The sequence below is a fragment of the Bacillus sp. FSL M7-0003 genome, assembly GCF_038628485.1.
GTDB lineage: Bacteria > Bacillota > Bacilli > Bacillales > Bacillaceae > Bacillus > Bacillus safensis.
The window spans coordinates 3,619,910-3,637,763 of sequence record NZ_CP152024.1 but is presented as its reverse complement, the minus strand read 5'-3'; the positions used below and the strand labels follow the sequence as shown (position 1 = coordinate 3,637,763).

The 17,854-nt window shown below is 40.7% G+C and carries 15 protein-coding genes and 1 riboswitch; of the genes, 9 read left to right on the top strand and 6 right to left on the bottom strand.

What is annotated here, in order from left to right; all coding sequences use genetic code 11:
* Positions 1-13: 13 nt before the first annotated feature.
* Positions 14-910, bottom strand: coding sequence for a PhzF family phenazine biosynthesis protein (locus tag MHI23_RS18625; RefSeq protein ID WP_342492165.1), 897 nt, complete (start codon positions 908-910; stop codon positions 14-16).
* A 173-nt stretch (positions 911-1,083) separates the two neighbouring features.
* Here MHI23_RS18625 and MHI23_RS18620 point away from each other — a divergent pair, with 173 nt between their 5' ends.
* Positions 1,084-1,680, top strand: coding sequence for an Imm64 family immunity protein (locus MHI23_RS18620; protein ID WP_197173041.1), 597 nt, complete (start codon positions 1,084-1,086; stop codon positions 1,678-1,680).
* A gap of 45 nt (positions 1,681-1,725) precedes the next feature.
* Here MHI23_RS18620 and MHI23_RS18615 read toward each other — a convergent pair whose 3' ends face one another.
* Positions 1,726-2,436 (bottom strand): GntR family transcriptional regulator, encoded by a 711-nt coding sequence (locus tag MHI23_RS18615; RefSeq protein ID WP_120208967.1) that lies wholly within the window; start codon positions 2,434-2,436, stop codon positions 1,726-1,728.
* Between the two features lie 155 nt (positions 2,437-2,591).
* Here MHI23_RS18615 and MHI23_RS18610 point away from each other — a divergent pair, with 155 nt between their 5' ends.
* The 3 genes from MHI23_RS18610 (at position 2,592) to MHI23_RS18600 (ending at position 7,074) form a co-directional block, all read left to right on the top strand.
* A complete protein-coding gene (locus MHI23_RS18610) occupies positions 2,592-4,490 on the top strand; it encodes a beta-glucoside-specific PTS transporter subunit IIABC (protein WP_197173040.1) in 1,899 nt (632 codons plus the stop codon).
* Positions 4,491-4,499: 9 nt separating this feature from the next.
* On the top strand, positions 4,500-5,939 hold the full coding sequence (gene bglA / locus MHI23_RS18605; RefSeq protein WP_197173066.1) for a 6-phospho-beta-glucosidase BglA: 1,440 nt from the start codon (positions 4,500-4,502) through the stop codon (positions 5,937-5,939).
* Positions 5,940-6,093: 154 nt separating this feature from the next.
* Complete coding sequence (locus MHI23_RS18600) at positions 6,094-7,074, top strand: restriction endonuclease (protein WP_025093715.1); 981 nt, start codon at positions 6,094-6,096, stop codon at positions 7,072-7,074.
* 4 nt (positions 7,075-7,078) lie between these two features.
* Here the strand turns inward: MHI23_RS18600 and MHI23_RS18595 are convergent, their stop codons facing one another.
* Entirely contained in the window at positions 7,079-7,240 is a 162-nt protein-coding gene (locus tag MHI23_RS18595; RefSeq protein WP_025093716.1) for a hypothetical protein, read from the bottom strand.
* Between the two features lie 288 nt (positions 7,241-7,528).
* Between MHI23_RS18595 and MHI23_RS18590 the strand changes: the two genes are divergently transcribed.
* From MHI23_RS18590 to MHI23_RS18575, 4 genes are all read left to right on the top strand, one after another.
* The gene (locus MHI23_RS18590; RefSeq protein ID WP_342492480.1) at positions 7,529-9,124 is read left to right on the top strand and encodes a T7SS effector LXG polymorphic toxin; all 1,596 of its coding nucleotides are present in this window, start codon (positions 7,529-7,531) and stop codon (positions 9,122-9,124) included.
* 12 nt (positions 9,125-9,136) lie between these two features.
* Positions 9,137-9,676, top strand: coding sequence for a DUF2247 family protein (locus MHI23_RS18585; protein ID WP_342492164.1), 540 nt, complete (start codon positions 9,137-9,139; stop codon positions 9,674-9,676).
* Between the two features lie 21 nt (positions 9,677-9,697).
* Positions 9,698-10,084 carry a hypothetical protein gene (locus tag MHI23_RS18580; protein WP_342492163.1) on the top strand — a complete coding sequence of 129 codons (387 nt, stop codon included), beginning with the start codon at positions 9,698-9,700 and terminating at the stop codon, positions 10,082-10,084.
* 1,024 nt (positions 10,085-11,108) lie between these two features.
* The gene (locus MHI23_RS18575) at positions 11,109-12,302 is read left to right on the top strand and encodes an MFS transporter (RefSeq protein ID WP_342492162.1); all 1,194 of its coding nucleotides are present in this window, start codon (positions 11,109-11,111) and stop codon (positions 12,300-12,302) included.
* Between the two features lie 110 nt (positions 12,303-12,412).
* On the opposite strand, the gene MHI23_RS18570 is transcribed toward MHI23_RS18575, so the two are convergent.
* The 3 genes from MHI23_RS18570 to MHI23_RS18560 all read right to left on the bottom strand — a co-directional run bounded on the left by MHI23_RS18570 (position 12,413) and on the right by MHI23_RS18560 (position 15,980).
* A complete protein-coding gene (locus tag MHI23_RS18570; RefSeq protein WP_024423990.1) occupies positions 12,413-13,315 on the bottom strand; it encodes a shikimate dehydrogenase in 903 nt (300 codons plus the stop codon).
* Between the two features lie 18 nt (positions 13,316-13,333).
* Positions 13,334-14,515, bottom strand: a complete 1,182-nt coding sequence (locus MHI23_RS18565) for an MFS transporter (protein ID WP_208946218.1) — start codon at positions 14,513-14,515, stop codon at positions 13,334-13,336.
* 445 nt (positions 14,516-14,960) lie between these two features.
* Positions 14,961-15,980, bottom strand: coding sequence for a LacI family DNA-binding transcriptional regulator (locus tag MHI23_RS18560; protein WP_024423987.1), 1,020 nt, complete (start codon positions 15,978-15,980; stop codon positions 14,961-14,963).
* Between the two features lie 264 nt (positions 15,981-16,244).
* A riboswitch (glycine riboswitch) is annotated at positions 16,245-16,324 on the top strand.
* A 164-nt stretch (positions 16,325-16,488) separates the two neighbouring features.
* Here MHI23_RS18560 and MHI23_RS18555 point away from each other — a divergent pair.
* Positions 16,489-17,835, top strand: coding sequence for an amino acid permease (locus MHI23_RS18555; RefSeq protein WP_025093724.1), 1,347 nt, complete (start codon positions 16,489-16,491; stop codon positions 17,833-17,835).
* Positions 17,836-17,854: the final 19 nt, after the last annotated feature.

The following is a 17,854-nucleotide window of genomic DNA, read 5'->3' as shown; positions in this document are numbered from 1 at the left end:
TCAAGCTGATGTTTTATAAGGTTAACACGCCGCGGATCGTGATGACAGCTGCGCCTGCCACTTTGATCACCGGCTCTGATTCATTTGGAATGACTGTGATACGAAGCAAGCCAGGTCTGCCGATGGCATCCCCTTGGGCAATGTTCAGGTGAGTGATTTCTTGCTGAGAAATGATACCCTCCAAATAAAGATATCCAGCCAATGCTCCGTTTGCTGCCCCTGTCACAGGATCTTCGGGTATACCAATCCCAGGTGCAAAATCCCTCGTATAAAGATCGCATTCTTTTGAGGGGTGAAACGTATAAAGGTGGGTTGTCGAGATGCTATGCTCTTTATTCATTTTAGCTAAAGCCGCTAAGTTCGGTGCCGCTTGATCAATGTCCTGTTGGTCCTTCATCGGAACAAGAAGATGCCAGTTACCGGTGTTTGCTAATTTGATAGGATAGGAAGGATCAAGGCGGTCACTGCTCACACCAAGCATGTCACTAAGCACTTCTAAATCGATGACAAAATCCCGCGTCTTCGGTGTCACCTGCGTCATTTCCACATCAACGACCTTGCCGTTTTCTTCATGCCATACAACAGGAACATTGCCGATCTTTGTTTCTAACACAACTCCTGATCTCTCTTTAGCCAGTCCTAGCTCCGTCGCCAGAAGCCAAGTCAATCCAACAGTCGCATGCCCGCAGAAATTGACCTCTTCCGTCGGGGTGAAGTATTTGACACGATAATCGGCTTCCTGATCATGGGCGGGCAGTAAGAAAACGGATTCTGGTAAATTCAACTCCTTGGCGATGCTCTGCATGTCATCCTCTGTCAAAAACTCACCATCCAACACCACCCCAGCGGCATTTCCTCCAAATTTCTCAGTTGTAAACGCATCGACATGATACACTCTAATATCTCTCATCTGACGAACCCTCCTACACATTTTTGTTATGTTTATCATAAGTTTGTTTGATGCATTCGTAAAATGAATCTTTTTGATGGTTTAAATCGGAAGTGTTCATGTAAGGGAGTGAGCTTTCGCTGAATAATGGTTTGAGTAAAGTATAATGAAAGAAAAAATGAAACGAGGGATGCATGATAGCTATAGGTGGATACATTAATGTCGGGATCGTTTTTTATGAGGCCATTCATATACCAAATACTTTTCGCCAACTGATTGATTATCTAGCTCAAAAAGACATGTCTATTACGAAAGTAAAGTTTAGTCAGGACCCTGACGGAGAAACATGGATTGAACACAGTGTTAAAGAAAATATCATCAAAGACGATGATTTTTCAGGTTATTATACAGAGTTTGAATTGTCAGGTATAAGTTCAGATCGAAAAGGGATGACAATCAACATACAAAAAGAAACGGGTTTCGTAGGGTTCGTTCTCAGTTTAAATTGGACAGAGGTTGTTTCTCATGATGTTATTCATCTTCAACAAGAGATCATACGCTGTCTTGTAGATCTTTATCATACGTTTACATTTGAATATGCCTTCATTGGACATGAAATTGAAGTCGAGATTCATCCAAATGAGTTTGAAAAGTGCCTGCTAGAACAGCATGCTTTTCCAGTTGCTCTAATTGGTAAAGGAGATCACATAGACATTTATTATGGTGATGTGGCGATTGATGGCCTTTCTTCTCAAGAAAGAAGGATAGAATATTTAAAGGTCAAAAGCTAATAGTAAAAAAGCCTCCTGATACTCTCAGAAGGCTTTTTCCATCCATCATCCATAATAATTATTCGCTTGAATAAAAAATTGGGATTGCATGTAGTTATATGTGATTTTCGAGAAGTCGAAGGGCTGGCCGTTTGTGAGATGAAAGACGGTCTCGACGCGGAGGGCGGGATCGTCTTGTTTGAGGCCGAGGTGCGTCGCTTCGGTTTCATTCAATTTGCCTACTTGTAAGTACATATCGGAAAAACCGACTTTGAGCCCCAAACCTTCACTGACGAATTTAAAAACAGAGTCGGCGGCAATTTCTGTATTGAGATAAGGAATGATCGTTTTTCGGTAATAGGATTCTTCTAAACATAAGGTTTGTCCATTGATGTAACGAATTCGTTTTAGATAAAAAACATCCTCTTCTTGTTCAATGTTCAAATTAAGTGCAGCTTCTTCGGACGGCTTGATGGTGTCTAGCATTAAAACCTCTGATGTCAGTTGAAATTCCTCTAAATCTTTTTTAAACCCTTGGTTGGATAAAAGGCTGATGTAGCCCTTGCGCCGGTGTCTTCGAACAAAGATGCCGCTGCCCCTCACTTGATAGATAATTCCTTTTTTTTCGAGTAATTCTAACGATTTGATAATGGTACTTTTGCTCACAGCAAATTGGCTCATGAGTGTTTCGAGTACAGGGAGCTTATCCCCTTGCTGCATCTCATGGGTGACAATATATTTTTCAATATCGCTCGCAATTTGTTGATACTTTAACATGGCTATTCCTCTTTGTTTTCACGATTTATTGTCTTTGTATTATAGCACATACCAAATTTCCTTTGATATGCTATTTGAAATTATATACGTATTGATAAATTGTACCGGTATAATTATAATGTACATATACTAGCAGTGATAAAGGGGGGGTTTATATGTCAAAAGTGAGGGATTATCAAAAGCTTGCAGAAGACATCTTAGAGGCAGTTGGCGGAGAAGAAAATGTGGTGAGTGCTGCAAGATGCGCCACACGGCTGCGTTTGGTCTTGAAACGTTCGAATCCAAAGGCAAAGGAAGCAGTTAATGCAATGCCTGGGGTCATTACCGTGGTGGAAAACGGCGGTCAATTTCAGGTCGTCATCGGTCAGCATGTTGGTGAGGTATATGAGCATTTTTCCACCCTTGTTCAGCTGCAGCCATCTGATGATGATCAGGTAAATGAAAACAAGGGAACGGTGCTGAATCGTGTCATCGCGACCATGTCTGCTGTGTTTGCGCCATTTGTGTATATTTTGGCAGCAGCAGGTATTTTACAAGGTGCACTTATCCTCATTAATTTATTATTTCCAAGCTTCTCGAAAACCGGAACGTATGAAGTCTTTAGCTTTATTTCCTGGGCGCCGTTTACGTTCTTGCCTATCTTTATTGCCATCACAGCTGCCAAGCATTTTAAAACGAATATGTATATCGCCGTAGCGTGTACAGCAGCGCTTGTCAGTCCAGCTTGGACGGAGATTGCTGGACGCGTGGCATCAGGGGAAGGCGTTACTTTTTTAGGCATAGCGTTATCTGAAACGGTTTATACGTCATCTGTTTTGCCGCCGTTATTCTTGGTATGGATCCTTTCATATGTAGAGAGATTTTTAAACAAACGTATTCACGAGGTGGTCAAACCGTTATTTGTCCCATTTATCTGTATGGTCGTCATGGTTCCGTTAACCATTCTATTAATTGGTCCACTTTCGACAGCGGGTGCAAATGGGATTGCAAACGGATACAATTTCTTAGCAGAACATGTCCCAGCTTTAGCAGGCGCCATTATCGGAGGTTTCTGGCAAGTGCTTGTCATTTTCGGTGTTCACTGGGGCATCACGCCAATGGTGCTCGCCAACTTTGAACAATATGGACGTGACTCCTTCCAGGCATATCAAACCATCGCTGTTATCGCTCAGGTCGGCGCAGTGTTAGGGGTTATTTTAAAAGCAAGAAACCGCGAAACACGAAAAGTCGGGGTTTCAGCGGGAATTACAGGTCTCTTTGGAATTACTGAGCCTGCGATTTATGGGGTCACCCTCCGTTTCAAGAAACCATTTATTTTCGGATGTATATCTGGAGCGGTCGGTGCCATTGCTGCCAGCTTCTTTACGCCTTATTACTTTGCGTATGCAGGGTTGCCTGGTCCACTGACGATTGTAAACGGAATTAGTTCAGATTATCCAACATCGATCATCGGCATATTGATTGGTGTCGCAATTGCGCTGATCTTACCAGTTGTGCTCATTCAAATGTTTGGTTATGGGGAAGATACAGTGGAACAGACAGCTGGTGAAACGTCTGATAAAGATCAAGTTGGAGAAAAAATGAATGCTTCGATGAATAATGAAGAAACAATCCCTGCACCTCTTGCAGGGAAAGTGATCCCGTTATCTGAAGTGCCTGATGCCGTATTTAGCTCGGGAGCGATGGGCAAAGGGTTTGCGATTGAACCGACAGACAACAAGCTGTATGCACCGTTTGACGGCAGTGTCGTCATGCTTGCGCCGACAAAGCATGCAATTGGACTGCGTTCAGAATTCGGGGTGGAGTTACTAGTTCATGTAGGAATTGATACGGTTTCCCTAGATGGCTCAGCATTTACTCTTCATATCAAAGAAGGCAGCAAGGTGAAGAAGGGTGACTTGTTGATGACATTTGATCAAGAAGCCATTGAAAGCAAGGGATTAAAAACAATCACACCCGTCATCATCACCAATACACAAGCGTATGAAGATGTGATTGTAGAAGAACAATCAACATGTCAGCCAACAGACGTCATGATCACAATTGTGAAATAGGAGGAATGAATAATGACATTACCAAAAGATTTTCTATGGGGCGGAGCATTAGCTGCACATCAATTTGAAGGTGGATGGAATGAAGCAGGAAAAGGCCCAAGTGTTGTAGATGTGATGACAGCAGGTGCTCACGGAGTACCGAGACAAATAACTGAGACGATAGAAGAAGGAACATTTTATCCGAATCATGAAGCGATTGATTTCTACCATCGTTATAAGGAAGATATCGCGATGTTTGCCGAAATGGGTTTGAAATGCTTACGTACATCGATCGGCTGGAGCCGGATTTTCCCTAAGGGAGATGAAGCGGAACCGAATGAAGCAGGTTTACAGTTCTATGATGATGTTTTTGATGAATTGCTCAAGCATGGCATCGAGCCTGTAATTACGCTGTCTCACTTTGAGATGCCGCTCCATTTAGCAAGAGAGTACGGCGGGTTCCGCAGCCGAAAAGTCGCTGAGTATTTCGCGAAATTCGCAGAAGTGTGCTTCAATCGATACAAAGACAAGGTCACATACTGGATGACATTTAATGAAATCAATAACAAAATGGATGTCAACAACCCACTATTCCTTTGGACAAATTCAGGGGTATCAGTCAAAGAAGGCGAAAATGCCAAAGAAGTCATGTATCAAGCAGGACACCATGAATTACTTGCAAGTGCATGGGCAGTAGCCAAAGGAAAAGAGATCAATCCTGCTTTCCAAATTGGAGCGATGGTTTCTCACGTGCCAATCTATCCGTATTCCTCAAATCCAGAGGATGTCATGCTCGCAGAGGAATATATGAGACAGCGCTATTTCTTCCCAGATGTACAGGTGCGCGGTTACTATCCGAGCTATGCATTAAAAGAATTCGAACGCGAAGGCTATCACATTCCATTTGAAAAAGGCGATGAAGAAAGCTTAAGAAAAGGGAAAGTGGATTATCTAGGCTTTAGCTACTACATGTCGACAACGGTTAAAAGTGATACGGTGTCTGATCACAACGGAGACATTGTCAACGGAGCCCTGCCGCATGGTGTAGATAACCCTTATATCAAATCAAGTGACTGGGGCTGGTCCATTGACCCGACAGGCTTAAGATATACATTGAATCGTTTTTACGATCGCTATCAAATCCCGTTATTCATCGTAGAGAATGGATTTGGTGCAATAGATCAAGTGGAAGAAGACGGTTCTATTCACGATCCAGAAAGAATTCAATATCTCGCTTCTCATATCGAAGCACTGAAAAAATCCATTGAATACGACGGTGTCGACCTTATCGGCTACACACCTTGGGGCATCATTGATATCGTGTCATTCACAACAGGCGAAATGAAAAAACGCTACGGCATGATCTACGTTGACCGCGACAACGAAGGAAACGGCTCAATGAAGCGCCTTAAAAAAGATTCGTTTACTTGGTATCAAAACGTCATTGCAACGAATGGTGAAGAAGTGTAATAAAGGAAAATAGAAGCCCGGTTGAGCGTGTATTCGCTTGTCCGGGTTCTTCTGTTTCTTTTGACAAAAATGGTGAGTATATCCTTTTGTTCACAAGAAATAAGTCTTATAATTTAGTAAGAATATTTATGGGATGGAATAGGAGAGATCGTAAATGACGAAATGGTGGATGGTTCGTGCAGGTGACCAAAATGAGTTAATTTCAATATGGGAAAAGGAAGGTATTGCATCGATTGGGTGGCCAAAATTAGGTAATCCAAAACAATATCAAACAAAGCAAGAGATGAATGATCGAGCTGATGTCATATTCGCCGAGAACAAACCTTTTACAAGGAGAAGCTGGGTTAGTCAGATATGGAGGTTCAGTAGAGAAATTAAAAAGGGAGATCGAATCATTACATATTTAAAAGAGAGTCGTGAATATCGAGTAGGTACTGTGACTGCTCCGCATTTTTTTGATGAAGCAATTGGAGATAAAATGTATCCAAATCATATTAAGGTGAATTGGGAGCCAATCGCCGTTAAACGAGATTCCCTCAGTCAACCAGCTAAGAACAGCCTCGGTTCTATATCAACTGTTTTTCGTGTAGATGATTGGGGGCAAGAGATTGAACATTTACTCAAGAACCCTACTTCTATTGCAGCATACGAAGATGAAACAGAAGAAGATGAAATTATTGAAGATTTAGTCAGCAAAGCAACTGTTATGATTGCAGATAAGGTAGATAAACTGGATCCGTGGCAGATGCAAGATCTAGTCGGGGGCTTACTGCAAGCCATGTCATACAATGTTCGCGTAAGCCCAAAAGGGCCTGATGGCGGTGTTGATGTATTAGCTTATAAAGATGCATTTGGATTTGAAAAACCTATTATAAAAGTACAAGTTAAGCATCGGCAAACCTCAGCTAGTTCCCCAGAAGTACAACAATTATTAGGGGCTAATCCCATGAATGCAAACAGTTTATTCGTTTCTACTGGTGGATTCACTTCAAATGCCAAAGCTGTTGCGAAACATAATGAAGTTCACCTAGTGGATTTAGAAGAACTCGTAAATCTTATTGTACATTGGTATGAGCATATGCCAGCTGAGACAAGATCTTTATTACCTCTGAAAAAAGTGTATGTACCTGAGTGATTTTTTATTGTCTACGCTTCAATAACGCCTGAATACAAAGGAAAAAGAGGATAATAACAATAAAATAGTTCATTGGGTTTTGAAAGATATTGATGTTCAAGGATAATTGTAGAAAAATCCAAAAGCCGAATATCACGATAATTGCATAAATGATTCCTTTATACAATTTGATTCTCCTTTCGTTTTAGTTGGCATTATCTCATATCACTGAAAAGATTGAACAGGGATTAATGTTCTAATAGTTCTATCACATAGTCTGGTATAAAGGGCCAACTAATGTTTATAAATAGCATAAAGGTAAGGCTAGACAGAGCAAAGTGCGTTGTCTGGCTTATTTTATTTGACCGTTAAATAGAGAGTCTATTCCATTTTTTATGTCATTTAGCCTATTTTTCCGTTTTGAAGGTCACGGTAAAATAGACTTTATGATCAATAATGGAGGGAGTGACTTCTTCTGGGCAAGATACTTGATGCAAAAGCACTAACAAGTGCCATGGACACAAGGGCAAAACACTATCAGGAACTCCGCGAACAAATGGTAGATTTAAAAAAGTCATTACAAGGTGTGGCCAATCTCGGTGATGATTTCACTGGGAAAGGAGCCGATAACATTAAAAGCTTTTATAAAGAGCTTGCTGGAAATGTAGACATGTTTATCAGCTTCATTGATAAGCAAAAAGCCTTTCATGAAGGTGTTTCTGGGACACTGGATGATACGAGCTTTGGCGGCGATACCTTTGTAGAAGAACACTTTTTAGACAACGCAGTACATATGGGCATCAAAAACGCCAAAAGCATTGTAAAGGATCAAAAAAAGGCACTCAAAACGATTTTTCAAGACATTGATGACCTCATTTCCCTAGAGGTATTTGATAGCCAAACCTTTGATGAAAAAATAGAAGATGCGGAAGATGAACGAAAAAAGACGGTCAAAGACCTGAGAGAGCTTGATCAAAATTTAAAAGATGAATATGCTTTGTCAGAGACGGAACAGCAAGCTACAATGGCATTGTACGCTGAAATGATGAATGCGACAAATGACGGAAAAGCGATTTCGCCTATGAATTTTGACAAAAAAGCGTATCAAAATAGCGAAATCTACAAGGCAAAGAGCGATATTGAGAAGCAAACTTCTGAATATCTGAAAATCAAAAAAGAACAAGAAGAAGCCCGTGAGATCGCAAAAGAACAAGAAGCGCTCGCCAACCGCCCTTGGTATGAAAAAGCGCTCGATTATGGTGGAAACATCGTCAATGAACTGACTGGTGTGAACGATGCAAAACGTGCCGCAACAGGCGTTGATCCAATCACAGGCGAGGAACTCACCGCAGGACAGCGAGTCGCGGCAGGTGGCATGGCAGCAGCCGGCTACATTCCTATCGTGGGTTGGGCAGGCCGCATTTTTAAAGGCGGAAAAGCAGTCTATAAAACCACCCAAGCCACATCAGCCGCGGTCAGGGCAGTCGACATTTACAAGACATCACAAAAATCCTTTGACGCCCTAAAGACATCCCAAAAAGGTTTATACGGCCTCACCGCCACCAACGGCTTCAGCGAAGCGATCACAGGCCGAGACATGTTTGGAAATAAGATTTCGAAAGAACAGCAGGAAGCTAGTATGAACGCGGCGCTGGGAATGCTTTTGCCGTTCGGGGCTAAAGGGTTTCATGGAAAGATGGGGATTAAAGGGAATAAAATTGAACATCCGGTATTAGATAATAAAAGAGTCGGAAGTGCGTTGAAAAAGCCAGATGGCCAACATGGTTTCAATGATATAATTGACAATTACACACCATTAGCTAAAGAGTTTGATTTGGTTGGTGGTGATAAAACAAAGGTTAAGCTATACCAAATAGAAGGTGGAATGAAATACTATAGTTACAAGGATGTCTATAATAAAGATTTGCGAATAATTGAAAGAGTTTTTTCAGTTAAAGATCAAAATGGTATTTTTGAGTGGATTGTCGATCCAAATAAGGGAGTTACTCATAGAAGGTTTATTCCAGAAGGTGAAATTACAGGATTACCTAATCAAAATCCTAAGAGATAGGAATGAAGAAAAATGAAATGTTCTATAGAGGTCTTAAAAACATATAATATTCACTATGATTGGAAAACTATATATGTAGGAATTAGGCTAGATTTGATTTCATACAAAGAAATAAGCAAGTATGCTGTGGAATATTTATCTAATCATACTGATTGTGAAAATTCTTTAATCCTAGAATTAGCTTGGGGAGATGGCGACCCAGATGAGGATTATAGAAAACTTCAAATGGTTTTGGTAGAATTATATAATGATTTGGTAGAAGAAGAATCTAGTCAATGGGAAGTTGAAAAAAGGAAATGGAGATATGGTATAACTTCTCACTTAAAAGAAAAAAATAAGAATTCACCTGAAGAGTTGTTGGATAAGCTTTCTGAAGTATACGCAGATTTTGACTATCCTGAGGATATGGAACCGTTTATTCATTATATGCCTTCTTCAGATGGCTATAATCCATTACTGTATTCAAAAGAAGAGAATATAAATAGATTAGTCTCTCTTTTTGAGGAGTTTTTACAAAAAGAAAAAGCAGTTGTTCAATTCGAGCAATTTTAATTACTGATTAAAAGGTGCCTAATGAAAATAGAACTTGAATTCGAACAAGAAGTGACAAACTACTATAAGTGGTTAGATCAAAAAATAAATGAACTTAAACAGTTAAGTGTATATAGTATTAATGGATATTACTTTTTAGATGATGATGGGATCAAGACTTTTCAAAGTTATTGTCAAAATGAACTAATAGAAATTTTTAGCGATCATTTGACTAATTACCATTTTTATATCTTTCTGAGTAAGAAAGTAAGTGATGTACATTCGCGAATAGAGAGATTCCGAAAAGTATGGAAATCTATTGATTCAGACATAAATACTTCAGGTTTTGAAAAGGGGCCAGAATTACTTTTAGATGAACATGAAAATCAGTTTTATGTCAGTATAACCAAGGTTCCTCATTGCGAATAATGGATCAGTATCAATCTAGTTTCATGATTGCTAGAAGAAAGGATTCTATGCACTCAGAGGAATCTATAAAAGATTTGTTTTACTCAGGATTGGATAAGAATAGTCATGAAGTAGATTATCAAGCGCTTTTTTTGAAGTATGGTTTGAATAGTGAAATTATCTTTAGATGGGGATCTGTTCTAAATGAGGCCGAATTGGCAATGATTTTAAATAAAGATCATACCCAGAAAATACGGGAGCGAATACAAAGTCATTCATAGTATCTTCAAAATGATCCCGTATATTTTAAACAATCACTATATTCGGGACTGATCCCCCGTTTTTGAGAGACTGGGATCAAAACACTGTATGAAACCAGCCAGTTGTCGAAACTCTTTCGATGACTGGTTGTTTCATTTCTATAGAATTCGAATAGTGGTATATGGATTTTATAAAATCGCTGAGTAGTGTTTGTCAGAAGGTGTTTGCTTTCCTTCAATCGAGAGAACATAAAATCCAAATACATGGAGAACACTATCGAGAGCATGAAATTGCAGCACTTTAATTGAATGTGAAAAAAGCCTTTATTCATTTAAATCGCCTACTTGAGCAAACAAAATTTTTAAGTGGGTATGGGGATTTTATTTTAGTGGCAGAGGATTTCCGTTTTGGATTATGCATCGAGAGAACGGAATATTTTTATGAGCTAAGTATTTGGGGGCTGCGATGAACAGAATTGAGACATCATTTAAGGAGTGGCAGTTAACCACTCCTTTTTTTATCGATGGTGTCATACGCTTGATCAATGAATTCCCTTCAAATTTAAGCAATTCACTATCTTTACCTTTCGCATTCGTATAAAATAAGAGCAGTGAAAAATTGAAGAAATGCTTGATACATGAAGGGCGTGTAAGCTGTGAGCTGCATGACATGATGAGATGTATGAACGTGAAGGCTGCAAAGCTGTTCTTCCTCACATATGAGATCTTGTAAGCGTAACCATTATTTGTCACTTCATTGCGATGGTGTTGAGGGGTGTGTCAGGATGAGGAATCCGTATGTGAGAACGGCTTCTAGTCTGTATATTAATTATTTTTTATTAGGTATGGTCAATATTATTTTAGCTTCAAATATGCCATTTTTAATCAAACAATTAGATACCAATAGTGCGGGAATTAGTTATATGATTTCGGCGCTTGGCATTGGCAGGGTGCTCACGTATGGTTTATCAGGCGTACTGTCAGATCGTTTTGGGCGAAAACCGGTCATTTTGGTTTCTGGTGTGCTGATGGCGGTGTTCCTCATTGGTATCCCATTGTCTCCGAATTATCAAATCGCGTTTGCGTTTGCGATTTTAGCAGGAGTTGCGAATTCGGCAATGGATGCAGGAACGTATCCTGCGTTAATGGAGGCTTTTCCGCAAAACTCGGGATCTGCGAATGTGATGGTGAAGGCCTTTATCTCCATTGGGGCAACCATTTTGCCACTGGCGATTTTCTTTTTAGCAGAGCATGATTTGTTTTATGGTATTTCATTTTTTGTTCCTGCTCTGATCTATCTTGTGAATGTCTTGATGCTGTGGACCTTGCCATTTCCGAATCATCGCAAGGTGGAGCAAGTCCAGGTAAAGGAGCATGACGGACTTCCGCGCTTCTCGACAGAGCCTACATTTTGGAGAGAAGGGATCGCACTCATTGTGATCAGCTTTACGTCAAATGGACTGTATGCGCTGCCGCAAATTTGGCTTCCTACGTATGGTGAGGCCATCTTGGGGATGACATCGGGCAGTGCTGTGAAACTGCTCAGTTACTATAGCATGGGCGGGCTGCTGTCTGTCGTCATGCTCGCGTTTCTGCTGCGCCGCTTTGTCCGTCCGGTCACTGTACTGCTGATCTACCCAATCATTACACTTGTTTCCATTTGTGTGCTCTTGGTCGTGAAATCACCAGTTATAGGAACCGTCAATGCGTTTGTATTGGGATTCTCAACGGCAGGAGTTTTTCAGCTGACGTTAACTGTGATGGCTGAATTCTTCTGGAAAAACAAAGGGACGATGACAGGGATTATCTCTACAGCGGGCGGCGTGTCGGCTATCGTCATCCCGGTCGTAACAGGTTTAATTCAGAGTCACGCGTCCATTTTACAAATCTTTATGTTCGATGCAGTGGTGGCTGTTGCGGCCATTATCGGCGCACTGTATATCCTGTATCGATACCGTCAAATCATGATACATGATTAAAAAAAGACGACCTCCGCAGGAAGTCATCGCAGCGTGTAGACAAACCCTCACGCTGAAAAGAAAACAAAGGGCTAAAATGATCATCATTTTAGCCCTTTGTCTTTTTTATTTTAGAAACGGTCATTTTCAAAAAGAATTTGTTTTACTTGATCAACTGGCATATCTTCACCAGTAAAGAGTTTGTAAGCAAGTGCACCTTGCCACAGCATCATTCCAAGACCGTTAATGGTTTTGGCGCCAGCTTCCTGTGCTTGTGCAAGAAGCTTTGTTTTTTGCGGGTTGTATACCACATCTGTCACGATCAAATCTTCACGAAGTACATCAAGTGTATCATCGATAATGCTGAGTTGATCTAGTGGTTTCATGCCAAGGCTTGTCCCGTTTGCCAGGATCGCACTTTCTGCTACTTCACGGCGGAACGCGTCTTTGTCTTCAAGTGGGAAAATGTTTGCTTTGACACCGAAAGATTTCATTTCGTTGTTGATGTAATTTACATTTTCTTCTGCTTGAACAAAGTATTGGTCATTACGAGCAAAAATGCTAATTTCACGAATGCCGGACTGTGCAAGCTGAATCGCAATCGGAGTTGCTGCGCCGCCAGAGCCAACGAGTGTGACCTTTTTGCCGGCTAATTCAACGCCATGTTCAATTAAGTTTCTCACATATCCAAGACCATCTGTGTTGTAGCCGATGAGCTTACCATCTTTGTTTACTACAGTGTTACTTGCACGTGTATATCTTGCAGAATCATCTAGTTCGTCTAAGTAATCTAGTACTTTCATTTTGTTCGGCATAGAGACGTTAAATCCAGCTGCACCCATTGCTTTCATACCGTTTACGGCTGCTTCTAGTTCATCATTCCCTACTTCAAATGCAAGGTAAGCATAGTTGATACCTGTTAATGTATAGCCAAGGTTATGCATACGTGGTGAAAGGCTGTGCCCGATTGGTGTAGCAAGAAGACCGACTAATTTTGTTTTTCCATCAATATTTCGTTCATGTATGTTTGTCATGATTGACATCTCCTTTAATTATCTAAATAATTTTTTCATGCGTCCAAGAACAAAGACCGCTAGTAATACGCTAATAACCGCAATGATCATATCGAAAAATAACGTCATTTTAATATCGTACGAGCTGACCAATCCACTTGTAATGAGCGGCACGAGAATAAACGCTGAGCTTGCCGCAATGTTGACGTAGGATGAAGCCGTTGCTTTGTTTGTCGGGAACAATTTCATCATAATACTCATCGCCAGCTGGAAGATTCCCGCTGTAAATAGTCCTAAGAAGAAGGTGCTGACAATGACAATGCTGTACGTTTCGATTTGGAAAAGTGAAAGCATTGCAAGGAACGCCCCAATTGGATAAATGATCGCCACCATAATCGGTGAAATGAATTTATCTAAGACGACCGAAAGCAATAGAACAGATACCAGTGCACCAATACTAAAATAAGAAAGAAGCTGTGTGGCTTGTTCTGTGCCAAGTCCGATTAATTTCAACCCGAGCTGCGGAAGCCATGTCTGCCATACGACAAACAATGCAGTCGATGTGAATCCCATCAGTACAACAGCTAAGCCTTCGCCAAGCATTTTTGGTTCTTTCTTCAGCTGATCCTGTACTGGAAGAGCGTCTTGTGAAGAAACTTGCTTATGGTTCGGGAATGGCATAAAGATTAAGTAAATCCCTACGAGTAAATAAAGAAGCCCTAGTCCAAAGAACGCCCAGCCCCAGAAGATGTCATGTGCCACTAGGAACGCCAAGATAAATGGAAGAACAGTCGCCCCAATGGATACAGACGCTTTTACTAAAACAGAAGCCGAACTTGCTTTTTTAGGAAATGACTCTGACAAAGCAGGATAGGTTCCTGAATCAAGCAGTGAGTTGGCAATACCTGCTGAAATCGCAAAGATAAATGCCAGTGTATAACTTGTTGTCGTTGGAATACCGATTAAGAATAATAAGTAAAGAAAATTTCCTGTAATAATGACAGGCTTACGTCCCCAGCTGTCGGCTAACCGGCCTGAGAAAAAGAGCGCAATGAGTTTACCAATTCCGATCGCAGATACAAGCAAGCTGATTTTCGGAATATCTACATGGTAGCGTTCAGATAAGCTGTCCATGTTGGAAGCTACAATAATGTTGATCATGCCAAGCATGAAGTAATTTAAATACATGCCAAGTGACGATTTTATATAAGGATTTTTCATGTTCCCACTCCTATATTTGAAACCCCTTTAAGGTCAAATTCTTTGTATACCCTTTGTTATTGTTTCCTTAAAAATGAATAATATGAAGCCCATCACAACACCCCTTATGTGATTGATGAAAAAATAATGAATATTCATCTGTTCTTCAACCAAGTACATCGTTCTACTAAAATGCAAAAAATAATAACAGCCTTGATGAGGAAGTGAAACTTCATGATTTGATCAGAATCATAAAAAAACACTTTTAACTGTTTTTTGATAGAAATAATGATATGACGAAATAGGTATAACGATATACTAAAAGAAGCAACGAGATAAATATACTCCTGCATTTTAAATGTGTCAAGTTTATGACTTTGTGATTTAAAAAAAGAAAAATGAAACAAAGAAATAGTTGACTTGATCAATAAAAAAAGAGAATTGCAGCACACAATTCTCTTTTTCATCATGATGGGGAGGTTTCTCTAATATGAAGTTGGGGCTTTAAAATCAATCGCTGCAGCTCTTCATCCTGTTCGTTCATTTTATGATATAAAAGGTTCGCTGCTTTTACCCCAATGGATCGGGGAAATGAGGAAACAGTGGTGAGCGGCGGATGGTACATTTCCGCTTCAGGAACATTATCGAATCCAACGACATCGATATCTTCACCAGGCTGGATGCCCCGTGCTGACAGTGCTTGAATGACTCCAAAAGCGACTAAGTCACTAAAACAAAAAATAGCAGTAGGGGGCTCTGGCTGATCCATCACTTGGGCGAGTGCTTCTTTCCCGCCTTCACGAGTAGGTACTATATCAATAATAAGCGACTCATCAATCGTCACATTTTCTTCGTCATGAGCTCTTTTGAAACCTTTCATCCGCTCAATCCAAGTCGAAGAGGTCTTAATGCCGCCTAAAAAAGCGATGCGGCGATGTCCCTTTTGAAGAAGATGATGAACCGCCATCCAAGTACCTTGTTCATAATCAACGCCGACATAGTCACATTGCACGTCTGATAATTCACGATTTGCCAGTACTTTTGGGGTGCGAATTTGATTTAATTGTTTGACCGTTCGAGCAGAGCTTTTCGAAGCTGGGTTTAAAATAATCCCGCCCACTCGGTGCTCTACCATGGTGGAAATGAGCCGCTCCTGTTTATCGACACTGTCAAAGGTTGTACCAAGTAAAACAGTATAGCCCAGCGATTCAAGTGTGGTCTGTACGCCAATTAAAAACTCCGAAATAAAGGTGTTAGAAATATCCGTCACAATCACACCAACGATATTTGAGCTTTTTGACCGCATGTTAGCAGCAACGCGGTCGTATACGTATCCTAAGTCCTCCATGGATTGCAGTACTTTGTTTCGTGTGGCTTCAGAGATTCTAGGATTATTTCGAACAACGAGTGATGCCGTTGAAGTCGAGACACCGGCATGCTTGGCGACTTCCTGTAATGTAACACGCTGTTTGTTCATTTTTTTCATTTATCTTCACCAACTTCCATGGATTGCTTAACTTTGTTCATGATCAAGAGGGATTTCTCCATCAAACGAGCCGAACATCTTTTGATTTATTATACATGAATCAGGGGGGATTGATGAAGTGAAGACATATGCGTACCGCCGTAAATCATAAAAGATTACCATTGACAGCTTTCTGAATGAGGCGTAAAATATGAAATTATTCAGAAATAGCAACATTTTAATTAAATAACGAAGGCTATGAATGCTGTGGGTCACACTATAGCAGGAGCAGCTTCTGGAGAGACCGCATGTGTGTGCGGCGCCGAAGGGTTCACAATCTCAGGCAAAAGGACAGAAGAGTACGAAATATTGTATTTGTGGTGCATGGATGATGCCGTGTATGACTTTTCTCTATTTTGCTATTCTTTTATGACCGTGAGATTGGAGCGCATCCAATCTCTTTTTTTATGGACTTTTTTAAAGGGTTCATTATTTCAGTATAAGATCGTGTCGTAGGAGGGTGTTAGCATTGGCACAACAAGAATTAAAACGAGATTTATCAAACCGTCATGTGCAATTGATTGCCATTGGCGGAACCATTGGAACAGGGTTGTTTTTAGGATCTGGAAAAGCTATTCAATTGGCAGGTCCTTCAATCATTTTTGCTTATTTAATTGTCGGGATGGCTATCTTTTTTGTCATGAGGGCACTCGGAGAATTGCTTTTATCGAAGGCGGGCTATCAGTCATTAACCGATATTGCGGAGGACTATCTCGGCCCGTGGGCATCCTTTGTAACAGGGTGGACGTATTGGTTTTGCTGGATTATGACAGCGATGGCGGATGTCATTGCGGTCGGGGTGTATGTGCAGTATTGGTTTGACATCCCGCAGTGGATTCCTGCCATCATTTGTTTGTTGATTTTACTAGGGTTGAATTTGTTAACGGTAAAGCTTTTCGGAGAAATGGAATTTTGGTTTGCACTCATTAAAGTAATTACGATTCTATTATTGATCGGGGTTGGAATGGTTCTTTTAATCATTGGTTTTCAAACAGATGCTGGACCGGTGACAGTAACGAATTTATGGTCTCATGGCGGGTTATTCCCGAATGGTGTCACAGGTTTCTTATTGTCATTCCAGATGGTGATTTTTGCGTATGTGGGAGTTGAACTGGTCGGTGTGTCCGCAGCAGAAACAGCCAATCCGCAAAAAAACATCCCTTCTGCGATTAATAAGATTCCATTAAGAATTCTATTTTTCTATGTGGGTGCGATCTTTGTTTTACTATGTATCAACCCATGGACTGAGCTCAGTGCATCAGAAAGTCCTTTTGTGAAAACCTTTGGACTCATTGGGATACCAGTAGCAGCAGGGCTCATCAACTTTGTCGTCCTGACATCTGCGGCATCAGCTTGTAATAGCGGCATGTTCTCGACAAGCCGCATTCTGTATAATCTCAGTCATCAAAAGCAGGGTCCAGCTTCCTTCGGACGTTTGAACAAGCATGCTGTCCCAAGTAATGCGCTATTCGTTTCGACGATTGTGGTATCGGTTGGAGCTCTTTTAAGCAAGCTGATTCCCGAGCAAGCTTTTGGTATTGTTACCACGATCAGTGCCATTTGTTTCATTTGGGTATGGAGTATTATTTTAATTTGTCATTTGAAATATAAAAAAACAAAGCCTGAACTGCATGCAGCATCTACCTTTAAAGCACCGTTCACACCTTTTGTGAATATATGTGTTTTGGTTCTCTTCGCTGCGATTCTAGTGATCATGCTGTTTGCAGATGCAACACGCCCCGCGCTCTTATTAACGCCGGTCTGGTTTGGTTTCTTACTATTGATTTATGCACGAAAGAAACGCCGCGCGTCATAATGAACGGAAAAAGCACAGC

What these genes read in the sequence shown, in the direction of transcription:
- MHI23_RS18625 (WP_342492165.1), bottom strand. Translation starts at nt 910, where the DNA reads ATGAGAGATATTAGAGTGTATCATGTCGATGCGTTTACAACTGAGAAA.
- MHI23_RS18620 (WP_197173041.1), top strand. Translation starts at nt 1,084, where the DNA reads ATGATAGCTATAGGTGGATACATTAATGTCGGGATCGTTTTTTATGAG.
- MHI23_RS18615 (WP_120208967.1), bottom strand. Translation starts at nt 2,436, where the DNA reads ATGTTAAAGTATCAACAAATTGCGAGCGATATTGAAAAATATATTGTC.
- MHI23_RS18610 (WP_197173040.1), top strand. Translation starts at nt 2,592, where the DNA reads ATGTCAAAAGTGAGGGATTATCAAAAGCTTGCAGAAGACATCTTAGAG.
- MHI23_RS18600 (WP_025093715.1), top strand. Translation starts at nt 6,094, where the DNA reads ATGACGAAATGGTGGATGGTTCGTGCAGGTGACCAAAATGAGTTAATT.
- MHI23_RS18585 (WP_342492164.1), top strand. Translation starts at nt 9,137, where the DNA reads ATGAAATGTTCTATAGAGGTCTTAAAAACATATAATATTCACTATGAT.
- MHI23_RS18580 (WP_342492163.1), top strand. Translation starts at nt 9,698, where the DNA reads ATGAAAATAGAACTTGAATTCGAACAAGAAGTGACAAACTACTATAAG.
- MHI23_RS18575 (WP_342492162.1), top strand. Translation starts at nt 11,109, where the DNA reads ATGAGGAATCCGTATGTGAGAACGGCTTCTAGTCTGTATATTAATTAT.
- MHI23_RS18570 (WP_024423990.1), bottom strand. Translation starts at nt 13,315, where the DNA reads ATGACAAACATACATGAACGAAATATTGATGGAAAAACAAAATTAGTC.
- MHI23_RS18565 (WP_208946218.1), bottom strand. Translation starts at nt 14,515, where the DNA reads ATGAAAAATCCTTATATAAAATCGTCACTTGGCATGTATTTAAATTAC.
- MHI23_RS18560 (WP_024423987.1), bottom strand. Translation starts at nt 15,980, where the DNA reads ATGAAAAAAATGAACAAACAGCGTGTTACATTACAGGAAGTCGCCAAG.